The organism is Acrocarpospora macrocephala, assembly GCF_009687865.1.
Taxonomy (GTDB): domain Bacteria; phylum Actinomycetota; class Actinomycetes; order Streptosporangiales; family Streptosporangiaceae; genus Acrocarpospora; species Acrocarpospora macrocephala.
Genome location: NZ_BLAE01000076.1, coordinates 1 through 25,259 on the forward strand (window position 1 = coordinate 1; position 25,259 = coordinate 25,259).

Sequence of the window (25,259 nt, forward strand, 5' to 3'; positions counted from 1 at the left end):
GGCCAGCTGCATGGCGAGCCGGATCAGACGGGAGGCGCCCGCATCGCTCATCCCTGCTGAGGCGCGCAGCCAGGTCCCGGTGGAGGCGTGCCCGCCGCTGCCGGCACTCCTGGCCTCACCGGACGCATGCACCCGCCCCACCCGAGCGGCGATCGCCGAGTCAAGCCGGTCCTGGGCGAACAGCAGGTCCTCCGTCTCGCCTACGCACAACCCGCAGCTCTCCGGCAGGTCGGTCAGCGCAATCCGGGAGGCGAGCTGTCGCATCTGGGCCACCAGCACCCCGGAATCCCCCGGCTCGGCAGAGCCCTCCGGCCCCGAGCAGGCGCCGCCGGTGCAGCGGCCGGCGTCAGTGGAACGGCCAGCGTCAGTGGGGCTGTCGATGCGGCGGCCAGCGTCAGAGGAGCGGCCAGCGTCGGTGTCGGTGGAGCGGCCGGTGTTGGGGGAGCGGCCGGTGTTGGGGGAGCGGCCGTGGAGGAACTGCGGCCATGCGTTCTGCCGCAGTGTGTTCTGCTGCCCCGCGTCGCCGTCTGCGTCGCTGTAGGCGTCGTCGGCGGAACGCTGGGGCGGGACGTAGTCCGGGTCCAGCATCGTGCCCTTCAGGAACGCGGGCAGCTCGCGTCCGCGGGCATCCCCCGCACGGGAGGAATCCCGCACGTCGAACAGTGACCCGAGCATGGAAGGCGCCCCCCTCTCGCACCGGCGGATCCGAACAACCACCCTCACGCTATCGGGCTGCTACGACAAAACCTGGCCTTGATCCACAACAAAACCGCAGGTCACACGACTTGTGAAAAGATCTACCCACCTGGCGCCATCCCCGGGTTGAGAGAGCTCTCCGATCCCGGGACAGCGGGTGAAGCGCTGCAGGTCACAAGGTGATCGCCTACAGCATGGCGTGGCCGGAAAACGCGACAAGACCCCACAGAACGGCGGTTACCACACACAACCGATCAACGGTGTCGATCAACGGTGTCTCGTTGTCCGTGCAGTCGGCCACGCCGCCGGTCCTGCCCGCCATCCACGCCATCGCCAACCACTCTGACCAGCACGAACAGGTGAGCAAAGGGCGGCGAACCCGTGCACATCACCGACCCCCGCCAGGCCTGGGCACAGCTCCCCGATCCCCGGGACCCACGCGGGCGACCTCACCCGCTGGTCGTCATCCTCGCGCTGGTCCAGGCGGCGATCGTGTCCGGAGCGGTCTGCCAGGCCGCCATCCGGCACGGGATCCCAACAGCCCCGAGCCGGTCCTGGCGCAGCTCGAAGTCCGGCGCGACCGATGGACCGGCCGCTATCAAGCCCCCGCACCCCGACACACCGTCGACCCGAGTGTGACACGACCGCGCAGGTCAACGCAGCACACCTCGACGCCGCGCACGCCGCTCACTGGGCCGCCCAGCTCACCGATCTATACGAACGACCCCCGACGAGCTGATCCCCTTGACCGTGGACGGCAAGACCCAGCGCGGCACCGCACACAGCCCCGCCCAGCATCGGCTCGGCGCCCACCTCGCCCCGCGGCGGCCTGACCATCGCTCAACTCGATGCCGGCTCCAAGACCAATGAGATCACCGAGACCACCGCCTTCCAGCTGCCACTGAACCAGCTCTCGGACCTGACGAACACGGTCATCGGAGCGAACATGACGCGGACATGATGCACTGCTGGCGCGCCCACGCCTGCTACCCGCACCGCCGCGGCGCTTCCTCCCTCTTCCCGGCCGGCCGGAACCAGCCCGGCTTGTTCGACCAGCTCGACAACCTGGCCTGGAATCTGGCCTGGAACCAGGTTCTGATCGCCTGGACGACCTACGACCGTGGCCACGCCCGGATCGAGATCCGTACCATCCAGGTCCGACCCGTCCCGCCCACAACCCGGTTCCCGCACCCTAAACAGGCCTACCTCGTCGAACCTCACGTCTTCGACCTGAACTGGAAGCCCTTATCGAGCGTAGCGGTGCTGGGCGTCACGAACCTGACCGTGACAATGGCCGGTCCCCGCTGCCTGGCCGAACTCGTCCGCAGCCAATGGTCTATCGACAATCGTGATCATTACGTCCGGGACGTGACCGTCAGGGAAAACCGCTGCCGGGTTCGCACCGCCTCGGCCCGTCGATCCCGGCCACCATGCGTAGCTACGCGATCGACGCGCTACGCCTGCTCAACTTCACCAACATCCCTCTTCGGGTGCCGGGTGCCGCTGGGCCCGCGACGACTTTCACAACCCGCTGATCGCTCTCGGTCTCACGATCTGAGAACTCCTTCAGCCCTGACGAACTCCCAGCGGGATGAATGGCGGTGCTACCCGCGAATACGCAGTCCACGAGGCGTGGGATGGAACCCTGCTGCCTCCAGGGCGGCCCCCAGCGGTGACGATGTGATCGCAGTCCCGTCCGCTCGCTCAACGGTCAGCTTGCCCAGCGCCCCTTCTCGTACGGCGGTCGCCAACGCGGTCACCGCCGGGCGAAGGTCATCCTCCGCCCCGAAGGAGAGCAGCGTCTTGCCCCCACGCTCCACATAAAGGATGAGCCGCCCGTCGACCATGACCACCAGCGACCCCGCCTTGCGCCCCGGGCGATGGGTGACGTCCTCGGCCCGGTCGGGCCACGGCAAAGCGGCTCCATAAGGATTGGCCGGATCAGCAGCCGCCAGCACGACCGTGCGCCGAGGCGGTCGACCGTGGCCATGGGCCGTCACCCCGGCCTGCCACAGCGAATCGAGCGGCGACGCGCCATGGCTTGCCGCCTCGGCTTCCGCGGCGCTCGACGGCGCCATGGCCCGCATCCGATCGACGGCCCCCGGACTGGCGAACTGCGCCCCGCCCAGACCTTCGACGAAGTAGCCGCGACGGCATCGCCCGCTCTCCTCGAACGCTCGAAGCACCTGGTAGACGGCCGAGAATCCGCCAGGCAGACGCTCCGAGGTGACGCCGCCCCTGGTCAGCACGCCATGTCGCTCAAGCAGCACCTCGGCCTGCGCGTGGGCGCGCTGGGTGCCGTCCCCGGCGGGCTCCGGCAGCAACCACCACCGGCCGCCAACCGTCGGCGGCCCCGTACGCGTCGGCAGGACCGCGCGCCGCCGCCGTGTCGCCGCCGGTCGATGCGCGGGCCTGCCCGTGCCCAGCGTCGCCCGCAACGGCGCGAGCGTGTCCCCGGTCACCCGCCCCGACCAGACGAGATCCCACAACACGGCCGCCAGCGTCTGATCATCCGGCACCGCCCCCGCGCCGGGCGTCACCCGATTCGACAGATCACGGAAGAAGAGCGCCCCACCCCCGCTGAGAACCCCCAGCACAAGGTCGTGCAACGGCGTCATGGTGATCTCGGCAGGCTCCGGCATGAGCAGCGGAGCCGTATCCGCGAAATACAGCGAAACCCACCCGTCCCCACCCGGCAATGACCCCTGACCAGACCAGATGACATCACCCGAAGCCGTCAGCTCGTCCAACAAAGCCGGCGAATACCCCGGAACCCGCCCCGGCAGCACCAACGTCTCCAACGCCGAAGCCGGAACCGCCGCCCCCTGCAGCCGCTCGATCGTATTCACCAGAGCGTCCATCGCCTGCATCGAACCCCGGCCGCCCGGCGACCCCCGATTCTCCGAGCCATACGCCGACACCATCCGGCCGGAGCCCCGCTGAGCATCCGGCCCGTCAGGTTCACCGCCACCAAGGCGGTCCCGATTCGCTGGTGCCCCGTGGGTATCGAAGAGCTGTGTGGTCACGCCATGCCACTGCGGCAGGAACGCGGCCAGCACCTCGGGCGGAACCGGTTCCACCTCCTTGCGGAGCCGGGCCAGCGACCGGCGCCGCAGCAGCCGGAGCACACCGGTGTCGCACCACTCCTCACCACGGCCACCAGGACGGAACTCACCGCTCACCACACGCCCGGACGCCGCCAGCCGCCGGAGCGCGTCGTTGACCACCGCGATGCCCACGCCGAAGCGGGCGGCAGCCGTACCGGCCTCGAAGGGTCCGCGGGTGCGGGCGTGCCGGGCGACGAGGTCGCCGATCGGGTCGGGGGCGGAGGATCGTTCGCCGCGGAGGGTCGCGTCGGGCGGATCCAGGAACTCCAGCGGCACGCCGACCGGGAGCGGCGCGCCGAGCGCGTCCCGCAGCCGCCAGGCGTCCTCGATCGCGGCCCACTGCTCCTGGCCCGCGACCCGCACTCGGATCGCCCGCCGTGCCCGTTCCAGATCGGCCAGCCACCCGGGGTCGCCCTCGCGGATGGACACGTCCTCGGTCAGTAGCGGACCGTGCGACCGGAGCAGATCGGCCAGATCCTCCGCGTCCCGCAGCGGCCGGTCGAGCCGGGCCAGTTCGCGTTCCGACTCCGCGATCACGTCAGGATCGAGCAGCTCCCGCAGATCCGCCTGGCCCAGCAGCTCCGCGAGCAACGACGTGTCCAGCGCGAGCGCCTGCGCCCGTCTTTCGGCGAGCGGCGCATCCCCTTCGTACATGAACGCGCCGATGTAGTTGAACAGCAGCGACGCCGCGAACGGCGACGCCTGGCCGGTCTCCACTTCGACCACTCTGACCCGCCGCGCCGAGATGTCCCGCATCAGCTGGACCAGCCCGGGCACGTCGAACACGTCCTGCAGGCATTCGCGCATGGTCTCCAGCACGACCGGGAAACTCGCGTACTTGCTGGCCGCGCCCAGCAGCTGCGCCGCCCGCTGCCGCTGCTGCCAGAGCGGGCTCCGCTTCCCCGGCGTACGGCGAGGCAACAGCAGCGCCCGCCCCGCGCACTCCCGGAACCGGGACGAGAACAGCGCGGAACCGCCCAGCTCCTCCACGACGATCTGCTCGATCTCCTCCGCGTCGAACGCCGCGAGATCCGAGGGCGCGTCGTCCAGCGTGTCCGGCACCCGCAGCACGATCCCGTCGTCGGAGTGCACGGCCTGCACGCCCACCCCGTATCGTTCGCGCAGCCGCCGCCCGATCGCGAGCGCCCACGGCGCGTGCACCCGCGCGCCGTACGGCGAGTGGATCACCACCCGCCAGTCGCCCAGCTCGTCGTGGAACCGCTCCACCAGCAGCGTACGATCATCCGGCACGTAGCCGGTGGCGTCACGTTGTTCCTTCAGATACGCGAGCAGGTTCGCGGACGCGAAGGCGTCCAGCCCGGCGGCCTGGACCCGCTGGCCGGCCGCCGCGCCGCCCGCCGACAGTTCGCGGACGAACGCGCCGATCGCCCGGCCCAGCTCGGCTGGCCGTCCCAGCGTGTCACCGTGCCAGAAGGGCAGCTTCCCCGGCAGCCCCGGGGCAGGGGAGACCAGCACGCGATCCGCGGTGATCTCCTCGATCCGCCACGAGGTCGCCCCCAGCACGAAAACGTCCCCCACGCGGGACTCGTAGACCATCTCCTCGTCCAGTTCCCCGACCCGGCTGGACTTCTCCCCGACCAGGAACACCCCGAACAGCCCACGATCGGGAATTGTCCCGCCATTCGTGACCGCCAGCCGCTGCGCCCCCGGCCGCCCCTGCAGCACGCCCGTCACCCGATCCCACACCAGCCGGGGCCGCAGTTCGGCGAACTCCTCGCTCGGATAACGCCCCGCCAGCATGTCCAGCGTCGCATCCAGCGCCGACCTGGGCAGAGTCGCGTACGGCGCTGCTCTCTTCACCAGTTCTTCGAGCTCGTCGACCGTCCACTCGTCCACGGACGTCATGGCGACGATCTGCTGGGCGAGCACATCGAGCGGATTGCGCGGATACCGCATCTCCTCGATCTGTCCGCTCTTCATCCGCTCGGCCACCACCGCCGTCTGAACTAGATCCCCCCGATATTTCGGGAAAATCACCCCTCGCGACACGGCTCCCACCTGGTGCCCCGCCCGCCCGATCCGCTGCAGCCCGCTGGCCACACTCGGCGGCGCCGCCACACACGCCACCAGATCGACCGCCCCCATGTCGATCCCCAGCTCAAGACTCGACGTGGCCACCACAGCCGGCAATCGCCCCGACTTCAGCGCCTCCTCGATCTGCGACCGCTCTTCCTTGGAAACCGACCCATGATGCGCCCGCACCACCTCAGGCACCGCCCCCTTGGACGCCCCCGCCTGCGCCATCATCGCCGCCGGCGTCCGCAACGACCCAGCAGGCCCCCCTTCCCGCCCACGGGCCAACACCTGCTCAAATCCCGCAGCCCAATGAACAGGCTCCCGTTCGACGGGCGTTATGTCGGGTTCCCCGTTGTGCGCCTGGTCAGCCGAATGTCCCCGTTGCCGGAATGTCTCGTCGGCGGGGTCGTCGGGTTGCCGGTCATACGCTTGCTCACCCCCATGAACGGACTCCTGCTCGATGGGTTCCTCGTCGGCGAAATCGTTAGGCAGACGGTCAAACGATTGCTCGGCCTCGGTCTCCTCCCGGTCTTCTGCCTCTGCGGCGAGAGGGATCGGGCGGGTTCGGCGTTCCCAGGCCAGTTCGTTGAGGCGGGTGCAGAGGCGTTCGGAGAGGCGGCGGGAGTTGGCGAAGATGATCGTCGAGTGGTGGGACTCGATGAGGTCGAGGAGGTGCTCCTCCACGTGGGGCCAGATGCTGCGCTGGGCGGGTTCTCCGTGGGTGTCTGACGGCATGCCGGAAACTTCGGTCATGTCTTCGACGGGGACGACGACGTCGATTTCGAGGACTTTGTCGGAAGGGGGTTGCACGATCGTGGCCGGGCGGGAGCCGCCCAGGAAGGCGGCCACCTCGCTGACCGGGCGCACCGTCGCGGAGAGGCCGATTCGCTGGGCGGGGCGGGGGAGCAGGGCATCCAGGCGCTCCAGGCTGAGGGCCAGATGGGCGCCTCGCTTGGTGGGCGCCACCGCATGCACCTCGTCGATGATCACCGTCTCGACGCCGCGCAGGGCTTCCCGGGCCTGCGAGGTCAGGATCAGGAACAGGGATTCCGGCGTGGTGATCAGGATGTCGGCCGGGTTCGCGGCGAAACGGCGCCGGTCCTCGGCCGAGGTGTCCCCAGACCGAATAGCGACGGATATATCCGGCACCGGAAGCCCCAGCCGCCTTGCCGTCTGCTTGATCCCGGTCAGCGGCGCCCGCAGGTTCCGCTCGACGTCCACCGCCAGCGCCTTCAACGGCGACACGTAGAGGACCCGGCAGAGGCGTTTGGGCTTGGCTTCACGCTTACCCCGCCGACCCGCCCCGGGACCCGGGCTACCCGATCCGGGACGTGGGTGAGCCGACCCGGGACCTGGGCTTACGGGAGACATCTGCCCTGCGGCGAGCCGATCGAGGGACCAGAGGAAGGCCGCGAGGGTCTTGCCGGAGCCGGTAGGGGCCACGACGAGGGTGTTGTCGCCGCGGGTGATCGAATTCCACGCGCCTTCCTGGGCGGCGGTGGGCACGGCGAATGCTCCGGCGAACCATTCCCTGGTCACCGGGTCGAAGCGCTCCAGCGCGCTGCCGCTCATCGAGTCTCCTTGAGCGTCGGAACCCATGGCTTCGGCCGTGGCGAGAGAGTCAACTCAACCCCCGCCGTCGGTCTGCCCCCCATCATGCATCCCCGCACCGACACAATCCCGCGACGCCCGCCTTGATCCTTCTGTCATCGTATTACCGCTATATCCCGTTTTGCCCCAGCAAAGAGGGGAACGGCGCCAGCGTGTCCAGAGGGCCGTAGATGGAGGAGATTGTGGGCTGCCGTGACGGATTGATCGCCCTTTTCGGGGGACAATCACCTGAACTATGGACATTGACTATGCGGCCATCGAGTCAACACGTGAAGGAATCCGCGACCGCTACCTCCAGGAGCGGCGGCCGCCCAGCAGCGCACGTGGCCTCCACCACTTCGCCCTGCTCTCCTCCAACGTCGAACGTACGATCCAGTTCTACCAGGAGCTGCTGGAGTTCCCGCTAACCGAGATCTTCGAGAACCGGGACTACAAGGGCTCCAACCACTTCTTCTTCGACATCGGCAACGGCAACCTGCTGGCCTTCTTCGACTTCCCCGGCCTCGACCTCGGCCCGTACCAGGAGGTTCTCGGCGGCCTGCACCACATCGCGATCTCCGTCGACCCCGTCAGCTGGGAACGGCTGCGGGGCAAACTGGAGGCGGCAGGCGTACCACACGTCCTGGAAAGCGGCGCCTCGATCTACTTCCGCGACCCCGACGGAGCCCGCCTGGAACTCCTCGCCGACCCCCTCGGCGAAATGTACGGCTCCCGCGTCCTCTAACCCCTCGTCGGGCTCAACCTTCAGCGCCGGGAAGCGCGGCGGGTGCGGGGGACTCCTTCGCGGGGGACCGGGGCGTTGGCGGCGTGTCGTTCCGCGCGTTCGGCCTTCTGCTCGATGATCGCCTGGCGGAGCAGGTTCCGCAGGCGCTTCTTCCTGGCCTTGCGCTCGTGCCGGATCGCGGGGGTGAGCTTGGGCATGGGGGCCTCCCAGTGCTTGCGCCTCGGCGTGTCCCTCGGTCGCGCCCGTTCCGTCGTGGATTCTTCCTATCCCAGTCGCGGCCATACTTGAACCCATGCGCCTCACTGAATTCTGGGATCGGATGAACACCCACTTCGGCGCGGGGTATGCGGAATCGTGGGCCCGTGACTACGTCATCGCCGACCTGGGCGGCCGGACGGTGGAGCAGGCCCTGGCCGACGGCGTGGGCGCCAAACAGGTCTGGCGAGCCGTCTGCCAGGCCGTGGACGTGGACACGCGCCTGCGCTGACATACCTCTGGCACTCCTCTGGCACGCGGAGCCGCGGCACGCGGCGGATCAGGATTCGGCCAGGAGTTTCTTGACCGAGTCGGCGGTGAGATCGAGGTCCTCGGCGCTTTCCTGGCCGTCGGGCGACCAGAGGAAGAGCCAGCCGTCCTTCGCGGGCGTGGCGAAGACGATCGTCTGCCTGCCGGTGTGCGGGTGCCAGACCCAGAGGACGGGGTCGTCGCCCCCCAGCATGCGGCTCACGAGCCCGCGCTCCGGTAACTGCTCGGCCAGCGCCTCCAGATGGGTACGGCGTTGCCGGGCGTACGCGCTGGTGCTCGCCACGTCGCCACCTAGGGGTTCGCAGTTCCTCGGCCGCGCGAACGGCCCGTTTCCTCAAGGATCGCTGCAGGTCAGTGGCATGGCAACAGCTCAGAGAGAATGCCCGGGAATGTGACTCTGAGGTTGGGGTGGCCAGTGGCATTCGTGGGTGTTTGCGCAGCCCCCGCGGAGCGTATCTCGCGTTCCGGGTGAGATCGAACAGTCGTTCGGCTATATTTGACCTGCCGCCTTGGTACGTCGCCTCTCCCGTGAGGCTCCGGAAAATGTCGGCGGCACCCCGTAGCTTTCCGGTGACCGAGAAAACCACGACCCTCACAGGGGGCACCCCAATGGCAATCAACGACCGCGAGAAGGCCCTTGAGACCGCCCTCGCCCAGATCGAGCGGCAGTTCGGCAAGGGCTCCGTCATGCGCCTCGGCGATGATGCCCGAGCCCCCATCGAAGTGATCCCGACCGGGGCGATCGCGCTGGACGTCGCGCTCGGCATCGGCGGCTTCCCCCGCGGCCGGATCGTCGAGGTCTACGGCCCGGAATCCTCGGGTAAGACCACGGTCGCCCTGCACGCGGTGGCCAACGCCCAGCGCGCGGGCGGCATCGCCGCCTTCATCGACGCGGAGCACGCGCTCGACCCCGAATACGCCAAGAAGCTCGGCGTCGACGTGGACGCGCTCCTGGTCTCCCAGCCGGACACCGGCGAACAGGCCCTGGAGATCGCCGACATGCTGATCCGCTCCGGCGCGGTGGACATCATCGTCATCGACTCGGTGGCCGCCCTGGTCCCGAAGGCCGAAATCGAGGGCGAGATGGGCGACAGCCACGTCGGTCTCCAGGCCCGCCTGATGTCCCAGGCCCTGCGCAAGGTCGCCGGCGCCCTCAACAACACCGGCACCACCGCCATCTTCATCAACCAGCTCCGCGAGAAGATCGGCGTGATGTTCGGATCTCCAGAAACAACGACGGGCGGTAAAGCGCTGAAGTTCTACGCCTCGGTGCGCCTTGACGTTCGCCGGATCGAAACCCTCAAGGACGGCACCGAGCCGGTCGGCAACCGCACCCGCGTGAAGGTCGTCAAGAACAAGATGGCCCCGCCCTTCCGCGTCGCCGACTTCGACATCTTGTACGGCTTCGGCATCTCCCGCGAAGGCGGCCTGATCGACATGGGCGTCGAACACGGCTTCGTCCGCAAGGCCGGTGCTTGGTACACCTACGAAGGCGACCAACTCGGCCAGGGCAAGGAGAACGCCCGCAACTTCCTCAAGAACAACCCCGACATCGCCAACGAGATCGAAAAGAAGATCAAGGAAAAACTCGGCGTCGGCCCCCGCATCGACACCCCTCCCGCTCCTCCCACCACCCCCGCCCCCACAACCACCTCCACAGCCCGCACCAAGTCCACCCCCAAGCCCGGCGACGTCTAACCCACCCCCTCCAACGCCAGCGCCCATGTCCAAGGGCTAACCGTGGTTCTCCCACCCACCCCCTTGTAGGGCGCTGGCGCTCGCCCCCCTCGTGTGATGGGTCACGCCTTGCCAGGAAGTGCCTTGGACACCGGCCTTTGATCCTTCTATGGCGGTGGTTTCGGGGAGAAGGGTTTCTACCCGCGTTCCTTTGGGCGCGGGTGCCTGGCTCTCCGGGGGTGGGCTTGAGAGGTGCCTGGGTGTTGGTGCTGGGTTTCTTCTGAGGCTGGCGGTTTCGGGGGAGGGCGGTGCCTGCCCGTGCTCTCTTGGGGGTGGGCGCTTGAGCCCCCGAAGGGGATAGACCACGTCCATGACGACGGCCACATGCGCGGCGGTTGTCTGATCGGCGGTGGATTTCCCCACCCTGGAATTGGTGTGGCGACATGACCTGGAATTTGGCTTTTGAAGCGCTGTGCGGATAAGTCGAATATCAAAGTCTATGCTGGGTGGAAGTTAGTTTTGGGGGTGGTGCCATGAGTGGGTCCGGCGCTCAAGGTGTTGAGGCTCAAGGTGTTGAGGTGGCTGAATCCAGTGCGCTACGGAATGTGGCGTTTGATCTTGATGCATATATGCGGCGTAGTCGGAGCGGGTCTTGCTTCGTCTGTGCCGTGGTCGAGGGTAAGCCTGGATACGATCTTGAGCAGATCGTGTATGAGGACGAGCAGCACATTGCCTTCTTGGATCGTTACCCAACGATGCCCGGCAAGGTGCTGGTCGCTCCGAAGACTCATGTCGAGCACGTGGTGCGTGATTTGGATGAAGACGCATATCTGCGGTTGATGGGGATCGTTCGTCGAATTGCTCTCGCTGTTGAACAAGTTGTCCCGTCCGAACGCACCTACCTGCTCTCGCTGGGCAGCCAGCAGGGCAATTCACATCTCCACTGGCATATCGCCGCGTTGCCACCTGAAACTCCGTATGAGCAACAGCAATATCACGCCCTGATGACCGAGAACGGTGTAATCCCCTGGACGATTGAACAGGCGGTCCTCCTCGCCCATCAACTCCGGACAGTTCTGGCCGGGCGCCAATGATGGACCGTTGGGAGGACTTCGGTGGCGGGACTTCAAACCGCAGGACGTCGAGGCGCGGATCGTCCGAAGGCGGGTCTTCTGAGGGCGGGTTTTCTAGTCGCGGGACGTCGAGGCGTGAGTCGTTCGAGCGCGGGTCGTCGGAGGGCGGATCGTCCGAGGGTGGGTCTTCTGAGCGTGGGTCTTCCAACCGCGGGACGTCGAGGCGTGAGTTGTTCGAGCGCGGGTCGTCGGAGGGCGGATCGTCCGAGGGTGGGTCTTCTGAGCGTGGGTCTTCCAACCGCGGGGCATCGAGGCGTGAGTCGTTCGAGCGCGGATCGTCCGAGGGCGGATCGTCCGAGGGTGGGTCTTCAGGTCGTCGGTCTTCTAATCGCAGGACGTCCAGGCGTGAATCGTCCGAGCGCGAGTCTTCGGGGCGTGGATCTTCCGAGCGGCGAGATGAGGTTAGTCCGGAGGCCAAGGCGCGAGCTGTTTGTCTGCGGCTGCTGACGCTGGCGCCCAGGACTCGGGCGCAGCTGGCGGAGGCGTTGCGTAAGCGGGAAGTGCCTGAGGATGTGGCCGAGGCGGTTCTGGAACGGTTCTCGGAGGTCGGGCTGATCGATGATGAGGCATTCGCCGCCGCATGGGTGAGTTCGCGGCACACAGGACGAGGTCTTGCCAGGAGGGCGCTGGCTCAAGAACTGCGTCATCGCGGAGTGTCCGAGGACACGGTGAAGGACGCTGTCCAACAGCTCGACCCAGACGAGGAAGTGGAAACCGCCCGGCGCCTGGTGGCTCGAAAGCTCCCCGGCACCAGGAACGCCGACCCCCAGGCACGAACGCGCAAGCTGGTCGGCATGCTGGCCCGCAAGGGCTACTCACCCGCCTTGGCCTTCCGCATCGTCCGCGAGGCACTCGAACACGAAGGCATCACCGACCCCGACAGCGCTCAAGACGACGACATCCTGCAAGCCGAGATCCACGACGACGAAATCTAGAAAGACCGCAGCGACCGCATTACGGATGCATCGGCGGCTTGGTGAGCATCAAGCGGTGTGCAACCGGAGGCCTCTATCAATGGGGTACGGAGTGTCACCCCGGCGAGACCGCCTTCGAAGGAAGATGCCATGAGCCGCCTGACCGCATACATGATCGTCTTGTACCGGAACATGAGCCGCCTGACCCGCTACATCGTCACGAGCGTCATCGCCGTGCTCGTCGTCGGCGTCGCGATCGCCGGAATCACCAGAACCTGGAACACAAACGTCGTATACATGCTGGTAGTGGCTGGGGCGATCACCATCGTTCAAATTCTTCGCGCAGGTCCACCAGACAAGGAACCTGATTCCGAGCAGTGATGCCGTATTTACGCCGAAAACCCTGTAGCGGATCGAGGGGTTCGGCGACCTCCCGGAGATGGATGCCCGCGATCTCGCATGGCCCCGCCGTGATCGTCGACTTCGTCACGGACCATTTCGACCTGTGTCTCGCCGCGTTCCCGAGCGCCCGGTGAGGCGGCCGTGCGGCTCCTTCAGGTAGCGGGCGGGGTGGTTGCAGATCTGTTTGAGTCCAGTCAGGAGATTCACCACAGGCCGCGCCTGGCCATGCAGTCGGCGTCGGCGATCCGCGCCATGCCCTCGCGGACTGCGGCCGTGGAGCGCGGGACTCGGAGACGAGGGCACCCTGGCCTTCCCGGTGCCTGGTGGTCTGAGGCGAGGGCACGCTCGGTTCTCCCCGGTGCCTGGTGGTCTGGGGTGAACGCCTGCTCGTACTTTCGCGCGCTGGGGCGCGGCCACGGCTTGCCCAGGGAGGTCGATGACGCAGGGGGGCGAGGCAGGCCCGCGCTGGTGGTCTGGGGTGAACGCCTGCACAGACTTTCGCGCGCTGGGGCGCGAGCACGGCTTGCCCAAAGAGATCGACGACGCAGAGGGACGAGCACGCCTCCCCGGCGCTGGCGGGTCTGGGACGAGGGCCTGCATGTGCTTCCGCGCCGGGGCGCGGCCACGGCTTGGCTGGGGAGATCAATGACGCCGGGGAATCGATGAGGCCAAGGAGCGCGCCGGGCGGCCAGCCGAGAGCCTTGATCTTGTCATGGGTCAGGTTCTCGACTTGTGATCAACGGAGGGCAGCCCACGTCGGCTCCCCCGGGGCCAGTGGTCTGGGTAGCTCGCGGATGGGTGGTCATCTTGACATCGGTGGTGACATCAATGATTCCGAAAGCCGTCCGCCAGCGAGCACGAGCGGCTCCAGGTCGGGTGCGGGCTGGAGGGTGACGTGGCGTTGGCAGGGGGTGAAGGTTGAGGGTGAGGTGGTTGGGGGAGGTTTGGGGTGAGGTGTATGGGGTGTTAGGGGTTGGGGTTTTCGGGGGAGGGCTGTGGGTTGGGGACTGGGGCTCCAGAGGTTGTGGGTCGTCGGGATGATCGAGGAAAAGTCGCTTGACAGAGCGTCTTTGCTTGCTCGTTACCTCTCTGACGCTTAATCTCGACCGCAGTGAGGAGTTACTCCGCGCAGCGCGGATTGCCATAACGGTGAGTTACGGACCCTGACCGCTCTTGGGTGCGATATTTGCCCTGGTGACGCCAGTGTGACGCCACCAGGCGTTGCCGTGCTGTGCGTGTGACCCCTTTACCGGCTGACGCTAGGAGGGGTGGGCGCGCAATGGATATGACGATCGTGATCGTGCTGGCAGTGGCGGTGCTGCTGGCGGCGTTCGTAGCGATTGCCGCCCTCCTGGTTCTGTTGCTGCGCCGTACCGCTCCGAAGGAGACCGGGCCGACAGCCGAGCAGATCGCTCAGTTGAAGGCGGAGTTGACTGAGAAGGAGTTGGAGCAGGCGCGGCGGGACGCCGATGAGATCCGAGTGCGGGCCGAGAGCGACGCGGGGGAGATCATCCGCAAGTCTGAGGCGCTGGTGGAGAACGCGGCGCTGATGCGGCGGGAGGTTGAGGAGGAGTCGCGGATCCTCAAGAACGAGTTGAAGGAGCTGCGCGCCGATCTGGAGCGCAGGGAGAACCGGCTGGGGGAGCGTGAGCAGCGGCTCGACGAGGAGGCGCGCCGGCAGGCCGAGCGGGCCAGGCAGCTGGCGGAGACCGAGACCGAGCTGGCCGATCGGCGGGTTGAGCTGGATCAGGTGGCGGAGAAGCGGCGGCAGATCCTGGAGCGGGTCGCGGGGCTGACGGCCGAGCAGGCCAAGAACGAGCTGGTCAAGGAGATCGAGAACCAGGCCAAGCGGGAGGCCGCGCTGATCGTCCGGGAGATCGAGAGCGATGCCCGGAAGGAGGGGGAGAAGCGGGCCTGCAAGATCGTGACGCTGGCGGTGCAGCGGGTGGCGACCGAGCAGACGGCCGAGTCTGTGGTGAGTGTGCTGCACTTGCCGGGGGATGAGATGAAGGGCCGGATCATCGGGCGCGAAGGGCGGAATATCCGGGCGTTCGAGTCGACCACCGGGGTCAATCTGATCATCGATGACACGCCGGAGGCGGTGCTGTTGTCGTGTTTCGATCCCGTTCGCAGGGAGACCGCCAGGTTGACTCTGGAGAAGCTGGTGCTCGACGGGCGGATTCACCCGCAGCGCATCGAGGAGGCCTACGAGCGCAGCAAGGCCGAAGTGCAGGATCTTTGTGTACGGGCGGGGGAGGATGCCCTGGTCGAGCTGGGCATCACCGATATGCACCCCGAACTGGTCACCCTGCTCGGCCAGCTTCGCTACCGCACGTCATACGGGCAGAACGTGTTGAAGCATCTCATCGAGTCGGCGCACATCGCCGGGATCATGGCCTCGGAGCTGCGGCTCGACCGTGATCTCGTCAAGCGCTGCGCGCTGCTGCACGACATCGGCAAGGCGCTCACCCACGAGGTCGAGGGCAGCCACGCCCTGATCGGCGCCGAGATCGCCCGCCGGTATGGCGAGCACGAGGACGTCGTGCACGCCATCGAGGCCCACCACAACGAGGTCGAGGTCCGCACCGTCGAAGCCGTCCTCACCCAGGCCGCCGACGCCATCAGCGGCAGCCGCCCCGGCGCCCGCCGCGAATCCCTCGAAGCCTACGTCAAGCGCCTGGAGCGCCTGGAGGAGATCGCTCAGTCCTACGAGGGCGTCGACAAAGTCTTCGCCATGCAGGCCGGCCGCGAGATCCGCGTCATGGTGCGCCCCGACAACGTCGACGACATCCAGGCCCAGGTGATCGCCCGCGACGTCGCCAAACAGGTCGAAGAGGAACTCACCTACCCAGGCCAGATCCGCATCACAGTAGTCCGCGAATCCCGGGCCACCGAATTCGCCCGCTGATCCCCGACGCTCTGGCAGCCTCAGGGCCGCCAGCCGAATAATTGATCCGGCTATCTCGCCGTTATCCGGCGCCGATACCTCCGCGTCAGTTCTCGCCGCACCGGTGCCTATCACGGCCCGTTGCGGTTGGAGCTGGGCTGGCTTGATCCCGGGCCGGTACTTTCCGATTAATTCTCGCTGGACCGGCACCTATCACCGCCCGGTTGCGGCAGGAAGGATCGGTTCCCGGGTGGTCGAGCGGACTGCCCAGTGGCCGTCAGTTTTCTGGTTCGGGGCGGAAGAGTTGTTCGTAGAAGGCCAGTTCGGCTGCCAGGGCTGCGGTCTTGCTTTCCAGGCGGCGGAAGCCGTGGCTTTCGCCCTCGAAGGACAGGTAGGTGCAGGGGACGCCACGATCGGTCAGGGCGGTGGCGAAGGCTTCGGCTTGGGCGGGGGGAACCACCGGGTCGGCCAGGCCCTGCATGAGGAGCATGGGGCAGGAGACCTCGGCGGCGCGGGAGAGGGGTTCCCGGGAGGAATACAGGGATTCCGGGCCCACGAGCCACTCGACGTAGCGGGATTCGAAGTCGTGGGTGGCGGCGACCAAGGGGGCCAGGGCGCTGACGCCGGCGATGGAGACGCCGCCGCAGAAGACGGTGGAGGCGGCGCAGGAGGCCATCACGGTCCAGCCGCCCGCGCTCGCGCCCCGCACCGCGATCCGAGCCGGGTCGGCGAGACCTTCGGCCGCGAGCCACTGGGCCGCCGCGACCGTGTCCTCCACGTCCACCACACCCCACTGCCCGCGCAGCCGCTCACGATAGGCACGCCCGTACCCCGTCGAACCCCCGTAGTTGACCTCAAGAACGCCGATCCCTCGCGTGGTGAAGAACGCCTTCTCCAGGCTCAACTCGGTCGTGGCATGCCCAGTCGGACCCCCATGAACGAAAACCACATAGGGCGCGGGTTCCGCCAAAGGCGGCGGATAGAGGTAGGCGTGGACGCGGCGGCCGAAGCTGCCTTCAATCTCGACTGAGCGGGGTTTGGGCAGATAGGCGATGTCGGGCAGTTCGGCGATGTCACGGCGCAGTCCCTCGACGCGCCCGGTGACGATGTCGACGCGGACCACCGAGCGGGGCACGTCGGAGCCATAGGCGATGCCCACCAGGGCGTTCCCGTCCGCGCTCAGGGCGGGCCGCCAGCCGGAATACGGGACGTCGAGGTCGGCGAGGGATCCGGTCTCCGGATCCAGGATGCCCAGGCGCAGGTCCCCCTGTCCGTGCAGGACCGCGAGCCGGCCGTCCCCCAGCACGAGGTACGGCAACCCGCCCAACTCCCACAACGGCCACGCGAACTCCTCCTCAGCCGGATACAACGCCTGCGAAGAAGTCCCGAAGATCCCGATCTGATAGAGGTTCCACCACCCCGACCAATCAGAGATCAGATAAAGGTTCCGATTATCCCGCCACTGCGGCGCGAGCACGGACTCGCTCATCCCGCCCTTGACCGTCCACGAACTGCCGTCCTCAAGCCGCGTGATCCGCAACTCGGTCCCCGTCCACGGCAACCGCGGATGATTCCAGCAGATATAAGCGAGATGCTCCCCATCTGGCGACAAAGCCGGAGAAGCATAGAAATCGCTACCGGCGACCACCTCCGTCACCTCACCCGACAAGGTCACCGAAGCAAGCGCCCGATCCACTTTCCCGTCGTGATGCCGCTCCCGCACACACCAGACCACCCCGGCGGCGAACAGCAGATCGCCGTACCGATGCTCGGAATCCGCCGTCAACGCCCGGGGCGTACCCCCGTCGGTCAGGTAGAGCCGCTGGTCGGAATGGTTGACGAAGACCACGCCCACGCCGGGGACGACCACGTAGGACCGCCCGCCGTACTCGTGCACCCGCGACCGCGCGTCCCAGGGGGCGGCGATGAGCTCGCGGCGGGTGCCGTCGGCGGCGCGGTGGACGATGGTGCGGCGGCCCGCTTCGGCCGGTCGGTCCTCCTCCCACCAGACCTCCTCGCCGAGCACGGTGGGGAAGCCGAGGCGCAGCCCTGACCTGGCCACGTCGGCGGTGGAGATCGGCGGTCGCTCGGGGGACATGACTGGCATCCTGCCGGAAAAGCGGGGCCGTGTGTGGCCGGTTATCCCTTTTCTAGGACGGGCGGCGACAGGTACCTCGTGGCCAGCAGCCCCAGGTAGTCGATCACCGCCCGATGCCATGACCCGTCCTCGTACATCGTCCGAAGCGCCTCCTCCACGTCATCCCGCAACCCGATCGCGTTGGGCGCGAGGCGGATGCCGTACCGCACCTCGGCGAGATCGCGGCCGAGGAAGCGGAAGCGGCCGGGATACTGCGCGGAGATTCCGGCCAGGACGGGGGCGTCGGCGATGATCGCGTCGATGCGCCGGTCGGCGAGGAGCGGGCCGCAGGCGGCGGGCACGTTCGCCTCGGCGACGAAGACGTTCTGCCAGGTGGTGCCGAAGCGTTCGACCAGCGGCGCGACGTCGGCGCGGGTGCCGCAGACCCGCGCCGATCGCAGGGCCCGGAGCGTGCGCAGCTCCTGCGTGCGGACCAGCAGGTCCTTGGTGGTCACCAGGTACGGCCCGGCGTAGCGTCCGCCGACCGCGCCGAGGCTGAGATCGGCCTCCCCGGCGTCGAAGGTGTAGCGGATCTGGTCGTCCCGGTATCCGAGCTCGCGCGCCACGTAGTGCGCCACCGCGATGTCGAACCCGGCCCAGCCGCCCCCGGGCAGCTTGTCCACCAGCCCGGGCTGCCCCGCCCGCACCCCGATCACGAGGCTGCCGCTGCCCCCACACGCGGTGAGGAAAACGGCCGCCATACCCAGAACAACGACGCGCCACACCCGATCAGGATCAGATCAGGCGCGCGCTACGCCCCGCAATGACACGTCAAACCTTGACCACCCCACGTCTACAACGACGCCGGGGCCGTCACGGAATCGGGTGGCGCGACCGGTTTCGCGGTGGTTTTGCGGCTGCGCCGGCTGCGCTTCTCCAGCCAGGTCGCCACCTGCCCGACCGCCACGTTGATCAGGATGTAGATGAGCGCCATCACGATCACCGACGGGATCAGGTTGCGGAAGTTGGAGGGCAGGATGCGCGCCCCGGCGTTCAGCAGGTCCTCGTAGGCGACGATGAAGCCCAGCGCGGTGTCCTTGAGCAGCACCACCAGCTGGCTCACGATGGCCGGCATCATCGCGGTGACCGCCTGCGGCAGCAGGATCAGCCGCATCGCCTGGCCCTTGCGCAGCCCGACCGCGAGGGCGGCCTCGGTCTGCCCGCGCGGCAGCGACGAGATGCCCGCCCGGACGATCTCGGCGAGCACCGAGCCGTTGTACATGACCAGGCCGAAGACGACGGCGCTGAAGGAGGTGACGGTCAGGCCGAAGACGGCGCTGCCGCCGTACTGGGCGAAGAAGATCATGATGAGCAGCGGGATGGCCCGGAAGAACTCGACGATCGCCCCGGCCGGGATGCGGATCCAGGTGTGCTCGGACAGCCGGGCCATGCCGAACACGAACCCGAACGGCACGGCGATCAACGCCGCCGTCGCCGCCGCGCTGAGCGTGTTCCACAGCCCGGGCAGGATCAGATTGACCCAGACATCCGCCCGCAGGAACGGCTCCCACAACGCCGCATCAAACTGGCCTTTTTCGTCAAATTTCCGATAGCCCAGGTAGGCCAGCACGACCAGTAGCACCGCGAACAGCACGGTGAGCACCAGGTTGCGCCGCCGCCCGCGCGGTCCCGGGGCGTCGTAGAGAACGCTGGCTCTCATCGTGCCACCGCCAGCCGTCGGGCCAGCCAGCCGAACAGCAGCCCGACCGGCAGGGTGAGCACCAGGAACCCGAGCGCGAACCCGAGGAAGATCGGGACCACCGCCTCCTGATGCCGCTCGAACAGGGATTTCATGGTGAGCGAGGCCTCCGCGACGCCGATCGCGGCGGCGATCGTGGTGTTCTTGATCAGCGCGATCAGCACGCTGCCCAGCGGCGCGATCACCGCGCGGAAGGCCTGCGGGAGCACGATGTGCCGCAGGTTCTGGATGAAGGTCAGCCCGAGTGCACGGGCGGCCTCCGCCTGCCCGATCGGGACGGTGTTGATCCCCGATCTGATGGCCTCGCAGACGAAGGCCGCCGTGTAGAGCGACAGGCCGATGATGGACAGCCAGAGGTAGTTGACGGACAGGCTCTCGGAGAACGAGACATCCAGCACCAGCCCGAGCCCCAGCCCGCAGAACACGATCACCAGGGTGAGCGGCGTGTTCCGCAGCGCGTTGACATAGGTGGCGGCCACGGTGCGGAGCACGCCCAGCGGGCTCACCCGCATCGCGGCCAGCACCGTACCCAGCACCAGGGCGGCCACGGCGGTGGCCAGCGTGAGCCGTAAGGTCAGCCAGAACGCGCCCAGAATGACCGGCAGCTCGTCGAAGAGAGCGGACACGGCCTACCTACCTCCGCTACCGGCGCTCGATCAGTACCGCTCCAGCGCCGGAGGCGAGGCGAAGAACTGGCCGAACTCGCCGAAGTTGGCGTCGACGTACTTCTTCCAGGAGCCGTCCTTGAACATCTTGTCGATGGCGTTGTTGATCTTGTCGCGGGTTTCCTTGTCGTCCTTCTTCAGGCCGATGCCGTACTTCTCCTCGGAGAAGGGCTGGCCGACGAGGCGGAACTTGCCGGGCGACTGGGCGGCGAAGCCGGCCAGGATGGTGGCGTCGGTGGAGATCGCGTCCACCTGGCTCTGCTCGAGCAGCGGCAGGCAGGCGCCGTAGCCCTGCTGCTCGGTCAGGTACTGGCCCTTCCACGGCTCGCCGAACTTCTCCACCAGCCGGGCGGGAGAGGAGGACCCCTGCGCGCCGCAGACCTTCTTGGTGGCGAGCGAGTCGACGTTGGCGATCCCGGTGTCCGCGGCCCGGGTGAGGATGTCCTGCCCGGTGATCAGGTACGGCCCGGCGAAGGAGATCACTTCCTTGCGGGCGTCGGTGATCGAGTAGGTGGCGACCACGATGTCGACCTGACCCTGCTGGATGAACGGCTCCCGGTTCGCGGAGACGGTCTCCTTGAACTCGATCTGGTCGTCGCTGTAGCCCAGTTCCTTGGCGACATACTTGGCCACATCCACGTCGAAGCCCTTGACCGAGCCGTCCGGCTGCTTCAGGCCGAGCCCGGGCTGGTCGAACTTGACGCCGATCACAAACTTGTCGTCGCCACTGCAGGCGGCAAGACTCGTGGCCAATGCCGCTGCGGCCAAAAGAACGGCTCCGATTCGGCGGACTCGCATAACTGCCACCTCTTCCAATTCACTGAGCCGGGTCTCGGCTCGGGGGAATGTGCGATTCAGTGCGTAAGGATCTTGCTGAGGAAGTCCCGGGCGCGGTCGGTGCTCGGATTGGTGAAGAACTCGTCGGGGGCGGCCTGCTCGATGATCTGGCCGTCGGACATGAACACCACGCGGTTGGCGGCCCGGCGGGCGAAGCCCATCTCGTGGGTGACCACCAGCATGGTCATGCCGTCCCTGGCCAGGGAGATCATGACGTCCAGCACCTCCTGGACCATCTCGGGGTCCAGCGCGGAGGTGGGCTCGTCGAAGAGGATCATCTTCGGGTCCATGGCCAGCGCCCGGGCGATGGCCACCCGCTGCTGCTGGCCGCCGGAGAGCTGAGCGGGGTACTTGGCCGCCTGGGAGGCGATCCCGACCCGTTCGAGGAGCTCCATGCCGCGCTGTTCGGCCTGAGCGCGGGCGATCTTGCGGACCTTGGTCGGGCCGAGGGTGACGTTCTCCAGGATGGTCTTGTGGGCGAAGAGGTTGAACTGCTGGAACACCATGCCGACCTCGGAGCGGAGCCGGGCCAGCGCCCGGCCCTCCACCGCGAGGGAGTGGCCGTCGAAGGTGATGGACCCGGAGTCGATCGTCTCCAGGCGGTTGATGACGCGGCAGAGCGTCGACTTGCCGCCACCGGACGGGCCGATGACCACGACCACCTCGCCACGCGTGACGTCCAGGTCGATGTCTCTCAGCACGTGCAGCGCGCCGAAGTGCTTGTTTACCTTCTCCAGACTGACAAGTGAAGTCGATCTGTCGGCTTCCGTCATGGTCAACAAAAGTAAGGGGGTCTTCATAACCAAGTCACTAACCAGCCGGTACCGATCCCATCACGGCTTTTCCCGGAATCCTCCTGGTCGGTGGCCCATGCCGGCCGGGACAGGCGCCCGATTCAGTGGCGGCATGAGTGATTCCTTCCGGCGCCACGCCGCCGCCGGGTCGTTGGTGGCCTGGCCTGTCCTGCTCTTCCTCGCCTTCCTCACCTCGCCCCCCGGGACCGACCACAACCCCGCGCTCTTCCTGGCTCACACGACGAAGGTGCAGGTCAGCGCCGTGCTCTTCCTGTGGGCCACGGCGGCGATGATCCCCGGCATGCTGGCGCTCGCCGGGCTGCTGCGGGAGCGCGCGCCCCGGCTGGCCAACCTGGGCGCGGCCGTCGGCATGATCGGTTCCGCCGCCGCGGTGAGCCTGTTCATGACCGACTTCTACGACCTGGCGCTCGCCCAGACCCTGCCCGCCGACCAGGCGGTGGCGGTCACCGCCGCCGCGGGCGACATGGCGGGGTTCGTCTACGGGATTCTGATTCCGGCGTTCCTGTCGCATGTGGGGGCGCTGATCCTGACGATCTCGCTGGCCGCGACGCGGGTCGGGCCGTGGTGGCTGCCGGTTCTGGTGGTCGCCGGGATCGCCATCCCGTTCCTCACCGCCGAGCAGCCGCCCGCCGTGCAGTCCACCGGGGCGCTGTGCCAGCTCGTCGCGTACGGCTGGGCGGCGTGGCGGGTGCTCAGAACCCCGATTCCCGCGCGCGGCTGACCGCGCTGACCCGATCGCCCACATGCAGCTTGGCGAAGATGTTGGAGACGTGGTTGCGCACGGTCTTGTGGGTCAGCGCCAGCCGCTCCGCGATCTGCGGGTTGGTGAGATGCGAGGTCATCAGCCCCAGGATCTCCCGCTCCCGGGGCGTCAGCTGCGGCAGGCTCTGCTCGCGCCTGGCCAGCCCGGAGAAGTAGCCGATCAGGCGGTTGGCGATGGCCGGGCCGAACACCGCGTCTCCGGCGGCCACGGCCCGGATCGCCCGGGACAGTTCCACCCGGCGGGCGCCCTTGACGACATAACCTCGGGCGCCCGCGCGCAACGCCGCGAACACCGACTCGTCGTCGTCGGACATGCTCAGGATCAGCACCCGGATATGCGGGTTGTCGCGCAGAATGCGTTCGGTGGCGACCACGCCGCCCATGCCCGGCATGGTCAGATCCATCAGCACGACATCCGGCTGGAGCTGGTTGATCAGCGCCAGCGCCTGCTCGCCGTTGGCGACCTGGTCGACCACCTTGATGCCGTCCAGCGGCGAGAGCAGCGCCACCAGTCCCGCCCGGAACGCCGGATGGTCGTCAACGAGCAGGATGTTGATGGGTTCCATGGTTTTCCCCTCTGGCCGGGAGCTTCGCGAGCACGCGGGTGCCGCCCTCCTGGCGTGGTTCGATCGTGCACCATCCGCCCAGTTCGGCGGCACGGTCGCGCATCGACAGCGTGCCGACCCCGGCCTTGCCTTCCGGCCCGCGGCCGTTGTCGCACACCTCAAGGCTAAGCGTCTCGTCGATGGCGGACAGACGCAACCAGGCCCGCGACGCGCGGGCGTGCCTGCGCACGTTGGCCAGCGCCTCGACCGCGATGTGATAGGCCGCGACCTCGGTCGCGGCGGGCAGCGCGGGCAGCTCCGCCGGGGCCTCGATCCGGATCGTGAGCTCGCCCGGCAGGCCCGCGACGTGCGACGACAGCGCCCGCAGCAGCCCCAGCGAATCCAGCGCGGGCGGCCGCAACCCCTCGATCAGCGCCCGCACGTCCGCCACCGCCGCCTCCGCATCCCCGATGATCTCCTCCAGCAACTCCCTGGCCGGCCCAGGCCCCACCAGGTCCTGTACGGCTTCCGCCCGCATCGTCAACGCCGCGAGCGTCGGCCCGAGCCCGTCATGGAGATCGTTGCGAATCCGGCGGCGCTCCTCCTCGCGGGCCACGACCAGGCGCTCGCGGGAACGCCGCAGATCGGCCGACAGGCGTTCGGCGTGGACGGCGACGCCCATCCGCCTGGCCAGCTCCGCGAGCACCCGGCGGTCCTGCTCGCCGAGGTCGCGCTCGCCCGGGCGGGGGGCCAGGATCAGCCTGCCGACCTGCTCGTTCTGGTAGGTCAGTGGCACCACGATGCGACCGGGGGGCGGGTCGTCGTCGGTGAGGTCGATGGCGGCGTAGGGGAGTTTGAGCGCTTCCGCCACGGATTCGGCGGCTGCGGTGAGGACCGTGCCCGGTGCCGCGGTCTGTTCCAGGCGGTGGCCGAGGAGGGTCAGGGCGGCGTGGGGGTCGTCGCGGGTGCCGTACATGAGGAGGTTGACGGCGCGCTGGACGCGGGCGCGCAGGGGCGCGAAGACGACGGCGACCAGGCCGGCGGCGGCGATGGACAGGGGGAGGCCGTCGACGGCGTGGAAGACCGCGCCCAGGTAACCCACGATCAGCACGTAGCCGCCGGTGACGAAACCGGACAGGACGGCGTAGACGAGGGTGCGGTTGATGACCAGGTCGATGTCGAACAGGCCGTACCAGAGGACGGCCACGCCGATCGCGGCCAGGACGAGGGTCATCGCGGCCGCGCCGGCCAGCTCCCAGAACGGGCTGAGCACGGGCCAGACCTGGTCGGGGAAGCCGTCGCGCAGGCCCGCGATCAGGCGTGCGATCACGATCAGCCCGGCCAGGCTCACGGCGTAGACCAGCCACTTGACCTGGGCGCGCTCGGTGCCCCTGGTGTGGCGGGCGCGCATGGCCAGGTTGGCGGCGCCGGCGATGAACAGGATGCCGGTGAAGATGGGGAAGCCGGTGTCCGCGATCTGGGCGGCGTCTTCCATGGCTGGGACGCCGAGGGGGTTGATCACGGCGGTGCCGTACCCGAGCTGGCTGTTCGGGCCGGGGCGGAGGGCGCTCGGGATCGCGGCGAGGGCGGCGGTGACGGCGGCGGCCCACAGGAGCGGGCGCCAGCGGGGGGACGGGAGCCGTCCCGATGGGAAGCACAGGGGGATCGCGGCGATGGCGAGGTTCGCCGGGATCCACAGCCAGGTCTGCGGCCAGGCGAAGAATGTCGCTTCCGGGTTGTTCACGGCGAGCTGGCCGGAGGCGTCCAGGAGGGCGAAGGACAGGCCGGTGGTGGCCAGGAGCAGGCCGATCATGTTGCCCGGGCGGCGCACGTTGATCAGGCCGCCGATGATCGCGCCGGCCGCGACGAAGACCAGGTGGCTCTGCTGGATCAGGTCGGACCCGTTCCGTACGCCCAGCGCGACGGCCGCGACGACCAGGAGCAGGCTCGCCACGCAGGCGCCCCAGGCCGCGAATCGCACCCTGACCTCCCGGAATGCAGCTCCGGTCACAGGGTATCGGGGGATTTGCCCAAGTACATAGGACAGTGTCCCGGGCGCGTTACGCTCGCGGGAGCGCCTAGGCTT

At 68.0% G+C, this 25,259-nt stretch carries 22 protein-coding genes; 9 read left to right on the top strand and 13 right to left on the bottom strand.

What is annotated here, in order from left to right:
- A partial coding sequence (locus tag Amac_RS44805; RefSeq protein ID WP_218041667.1) for a hypothetical protein occupies positions 1-675 on the bottom strand: 675 nt, incomplete at its 3' end.
- A gap of 402 nt (positions 676-1,077) precedes the next feature.
- Between Amac_RS44805 and Amac_RS44810 the strand changes: the two genes are divergently transcribed.
- Positions 1,078-1,335 carry a transposase family protein gene (locus tag Amac_RS44810; protein WP_155360550.1) on the top strand — a complete coding sequence of 86 codons (258 nt, stop codon included), beginning with the start codon at positions 1,078-1,080 and terminating at the stop codon, positions 1,333-1,335.
- 201 nt (positions 1,336-1,536) lie between these two features.
- Here the strand turns inward: Amac_RS44810 and Amac_RS44815 are convergent, their stop codons facing one another.
- Together Amac_RS44815 and Amac_RS44820 are read right to left on the bottom strand one after the other, a co-directional pair.
- Positions 1,537-1,917, bottom strand: a complete 381-nt coding sequence (locus tag Amac_RS44815; protein ID WP_155360551.1) for a hypothetical protein — start codon at positions 1,915-1,917, stop codon at positions 1,537-1,539.
- Positions 1,918-2,300: 383 nt separating this feature from the next.
- Positions 2,301-7,412 (bottom strand): Lhr family helicase, encoded by a 5,112-nt coding sequence (locus tag Amac_RS44820; RefSeq protein WP_155360552.1) that lies wholly within the window; start codon positions 7,410-7,412, stop codon positions 2,301-2,303.
- 274 nt (positions 7,413-7,686) lie between these two features.
- On the opposite strand from Amac_RS44820, the gene Amac_RS44825 reads away from it, so the two are divergent.
- The gene (locus Amac_RS44825; RefSeq protein WP_155360553.1) at positions 7,687-8,175 is read left to right on the top strand and encodes a VOC family protein; all 489 of its coding nucleotides are present in this window, start codon (positions 7,687-7,689) and stop codon (positions 8,173-8,175) included.
- A gap of 20 nt (positions 8,176-8,195) precedes the next feature.
- Here Amac_RS44825 and Amac_RS44830 read toward each other — a convergent pair whose 3' ends face one another.
- Positions 8,196-8,372 (bottom strand): hypothetical protein, encoded by a 177-nt coding sequence (locus Amac_RS44830; RefSeq protein WP_155360554.1) that lies wholly within the window; start codon positions 8,370-8,372, stop codon positions 8,196-8,198.
- 95 nt (positions 8,373-8,467) lie between these two features.
- On the opposite strand from Amac_RS44830, the gene Amac_RS44835 reads away from it, so the two are divergent.
- On the top strand, positions 8,468-8,662 hold the full coding sequence (locus tag Amac_RS44835; protein ID WP_155360555.1) for a DUF3046 domain-containing protein: 195 nt from the start codon (positions 8,468-8,470) through the stop codon (positions 8,660-8,662).
- A gap of 48 nt (positions 8,663-8,710) precedes the next feature.
- Here the strand turns inward: Amac_RS44835 and Amac_RS44840 are convergent, their stop codons facing one another.
- Positions 8,711-8,983 carry a hypothetical protein gene (locus Amac_RS44840; RefSeq protein WP_155350245.1) on the bottom strand — a complete coding sequence of 91 codons (273 nt, stop codon included), beginning with the start codon at positions 8,981-8,983 and terminating at the stop codon, positions 8,711-8,713.
- A gap of 326 nt (positions 8,984-9,309) precedes the next feature.
- On the opposite strand from Amac_RS44840, the gene recA reads away from it, so the two are divergent.
- From recA to rny, 5 genes are all read left to right on the top strand, one after another.
- Positions 9,310-10,398 carry a recombinase RecA gene (gene recA, locus Amac_RS44845; protein WP_155360556.1) on the top strand — a complete coding sequence of 363 codons (1,089 nt, stop codon included), beginning with the start codon at positions 9,310-9,312 and terminating at the stop codon, positions 10,396-10,398.
- Between the two features lie 557 nt (positions 10,399-10,955).
- Positions 10,956-11,471, top strand: coding sequence for an HIT family protein (locus Amac_RS44850; protein WP_246269102.1), 516 nt, complete (start codon positions 10,956-10,958; stop codon positions 11,469-11,471).
- A complete protein-coding gene (locus tag Amac_RS58230) occupies positions 11,471-12,445 on the top strand; it encodes a regulatory protein RecX (protein ID WP_155360557.1) in 975 nt (324 codons plus the stop codon). Before Amac_RS44850 ends, Amac_RS58230 begins: the two co-directional genes overlap by 1 nt.
- Before the next feature lie 129 nt (positions 12,446-12,574).
- Complete coding sequence (locus Amac_RS44860; protein WP_155360558.1) at positions 12,575-12,805, top strand: hypothetical protein; 231 nt, start codon at positions 12,575-12,577, stop codon at positions 12,803-12,805.
- A gap of 1,300 nt (positions 12,806-14,105) precedes the next feature.
- Positions 14,106-15,734 carry a ribonuclease Y gene (gene rny, locus Amac_RS44865; protein ID WP_373869696.1) on the top strand — a complete coding sequence of 543 codons (1,629 nt, stop codon included), beginning with the start codon at positions 14,106-14,108 and terminating at the stop codon, positions 15,732-15,734.
- Positions 15,735-15,990: 256 nt separating this feature from the next.
- Here the strand turns inward: rny and Amac_RS44870 are convergent, their stop codons facing one another.
- The 6 genes from Amac_RS44870 to Amac_RS44895 all read right to left on the bottom strand — a co-directional run bounded on the left by Amac_RS44870 (position 15,991) and on the right by Amac_RS44895 (position 21,824).
- Positions 15,991-17,811 (bottom strand): S9 family peptidase, encoded by a 1,821-nt coding sequence (locus tag Amac_RS44870; RefSeq protein ID WP_246269104.1) that lies wholly within the window; start codon positions 17,809-17,811, stop codon positions 15,991-15,993.
- Positions 17,812-17,852: 41 nt separating this feature from the next.
- On the bottom strand, positions 17,853-18,575 hold the full coding sequence (locus Amac_RS44875) for a type 2 periplasmic-binding domain-containing protein (protein ID WP_155360560.1): 723 nt from the start codon (positions 18,573-18,575) through the stop codon (positions 17,853-17,855).
- A 68-nt stretch (positions 18,576-18,643) separates the two neighbouring features.
- On the bottom strand, positions 18,644-19,510 hold the full coding sequence (locus Amac_RS44880) for an amino acid ABC transporter permease (protein ID WP_155360561.1): 867 nt from the start codon (positions 19,508-19,510) through the stop codon (positions 18,644-18,646).
- Positions 19,507-20,175, bottom strand: coding sequence for an amino acid ABC transporter permease (locus Amac_RS44885; RefSeq protein ID WP_155360562.1), 669 nt, complete (start codon positions 20,173-20,175; stop codon positions 19,507-19,509). The genes Amac_RS44880 and Amac_RS44885 overlap by 4 nt, the downstream gene beginning before the upstream one ends.
- A 30-nt stretch (positions 20,176-20,205) precedes the next feature.
- Positions 20,206-21,012: a glutamate ABC transporter substrate-binding protein gene (locus Amac_RS44890; protein WP_155360563.1), complete on the bottom strand. Its 807-nt coding sequence runs from the start codon at positions 21,010-21,012 to the stop codon at positions 20,206-20,208.
- A 56-nt stretch (positions 21,013-21,068) separates the two neighbouring features.
- Positions 21,069-21,824, bottom strand: coding sequence for an amino acid ABC transporter ATP-binding protein (locus Amac_RS44895; RefSeq protein WP_155350254.1), 756 nt, complete (start codon positions 21,822-21,824; stop codon positions 21,069-21,071).
- 133 nt (positions 21,825-21,957) lie between these two features.
- Between Amac_RS44895 and Amac_RS44900 the strand changes: the two genes are divergently transcribed.
- Positions 21,958-22,587: a hypothetical protein gene (locus tag Amac_RS44900; protein ID WP_155360564.1), complete on the top strand. Its 630-nt coding sequence runs from the start codon at positions 21,958-21,960 to the stop codon at positions 22,585-22,587.
- Here the strand turns inward: Amac_RS44900 and Amac_RS44905 are convergent.
- Positions 22,559-23,194 (bottom strand): response regulator, encoded by a 636-nt coding sequence (locus Amac_RS44905; RefSeq protein ID WP_155360565.1) that lies wholly within the window; start codon positions 23,192-23,194, stop codon positions 22,559-22,561. The genes Amac_RS44900 and Amac_RS44905 overlap by 29 nt on opposite strands.
- Positions 23,166-25,154: a GAF domain-containing sensor histidine kinase gene (locus Amac_RS44910; protein ID WP_155360566.1), complete on the bottom strand. Its 1,989-nt coding sequence runs from the start codon at positions 25,152-25,154 to the stop codon at positions 23,166-23,168. The genes Amac_RS44905 and Amac_RS44910 overlap by 29 nt, the downstream gene beginning before the upstream one ends.
- Positions 25,155-25,259: the final 105 nt, after the last annotated feature.

Excerpts from the sequence above, each read along its gene's own strand:
- Amac_RS44820 (WP_155360552.1), bottom strand. The coding sequence starts at position 7,412 with ATGAGCGGCAGCGCGCTGGAGCGCTTCGACCCGGTGACCAGGGAATGG.
- Amac_RS44825 (WP_155360553.1), top strand. The coding sequence starts at position 7,687 with ATGGACATTGACTATGCGGCCATCGAGTCAACACGTGAAGGAATCCGC.
- Amac_RS44830 (WP_155360554.1), bottom strand. The coding sequence starts at position 8,372 with ATGCCCAAGCTCACCCCCGCGATCCGGCACGAGCGCAAGGCCAGGAAG.
- Amac_RS44835 (WP_155360555.1), top strand. The coding sequence starts at position 8,468 with ATGCGCCTCACTGAATTCTGGGATCGGATGAACACCCACTTCGGCGCG.
- recA (WP_155360556.1), top strand. The coding sequence starts at position 9,310 with ATGGCAATCAACGACCGCGAGAAGGCCCTTGAGACCGCCCTCGCCCAG.
- Amac_RS58230 (WP_155360557.1), top strand. The coding sequence starts at position 11,471 with ATGGACCGTTGGGAGGACTTCGGTGGCGGGACTTCAAACCGCAGGACG.
- Amac_RS44860 (WP_155360558.1), top strand. The coding sequence starts at position 12,575 with ATGAGCCGCCTGACCGCATACATGATCGTCTTGTACCGGAACATGAGC.
- rny (WP_373869696.1), top strand. The coding sequence starts at position 14,106 with ATGGATATGACGATCGTGATCGTGCTGGCAGTGGCGGTGCTGCTGGCG.
- Amac_RS44870 (WP_246269104.1), bottom strand. The coding sequence starts at position 17,811 with ATGTCCCCCGAGCGACCGCCGATCTCCACCGCCGACGTGGCCAGGTCA.
- Amac_RS44880 (WP_155360561.1), bottom strand. The coding sequence starts at position 19,510 with ATGAGAGCCAGCGTTCTCTACGACGCCCCGGGACCGCGCGGGCGGCGG.
- Amac_RS44890 (WP_155360563.1), bottom strand. The coding sequence starts at position 21,012 with ATGCGAGTCCGCCGAATCGGAGCCGTTCTTTTGGCCGCAGCGGCATTG.
- Amac_RS44895 (WP_155350254.1), bottom strand. The coding sequence starts at position 21,824 with ATGACGGAAGCCGACAGATCGACTTCACTTGTCAGTCTGGAGAAGGTA.
- Amac_RS44900 (WP_155360564.1), top strand. The coding sequence starts at position 21,958 with ATGAGTGATTCCTTCCGGCGCCACGCCGCCGCCGGGTCGTTGGTGGCC.
- Amac_RS44905 (WP_155360565.1), bottom strand. The coding sequence starts at position 23,194 with ATGGAACCCATCAACATCCTGCTCGTTGACGACCATCCGGCGTTCCGG.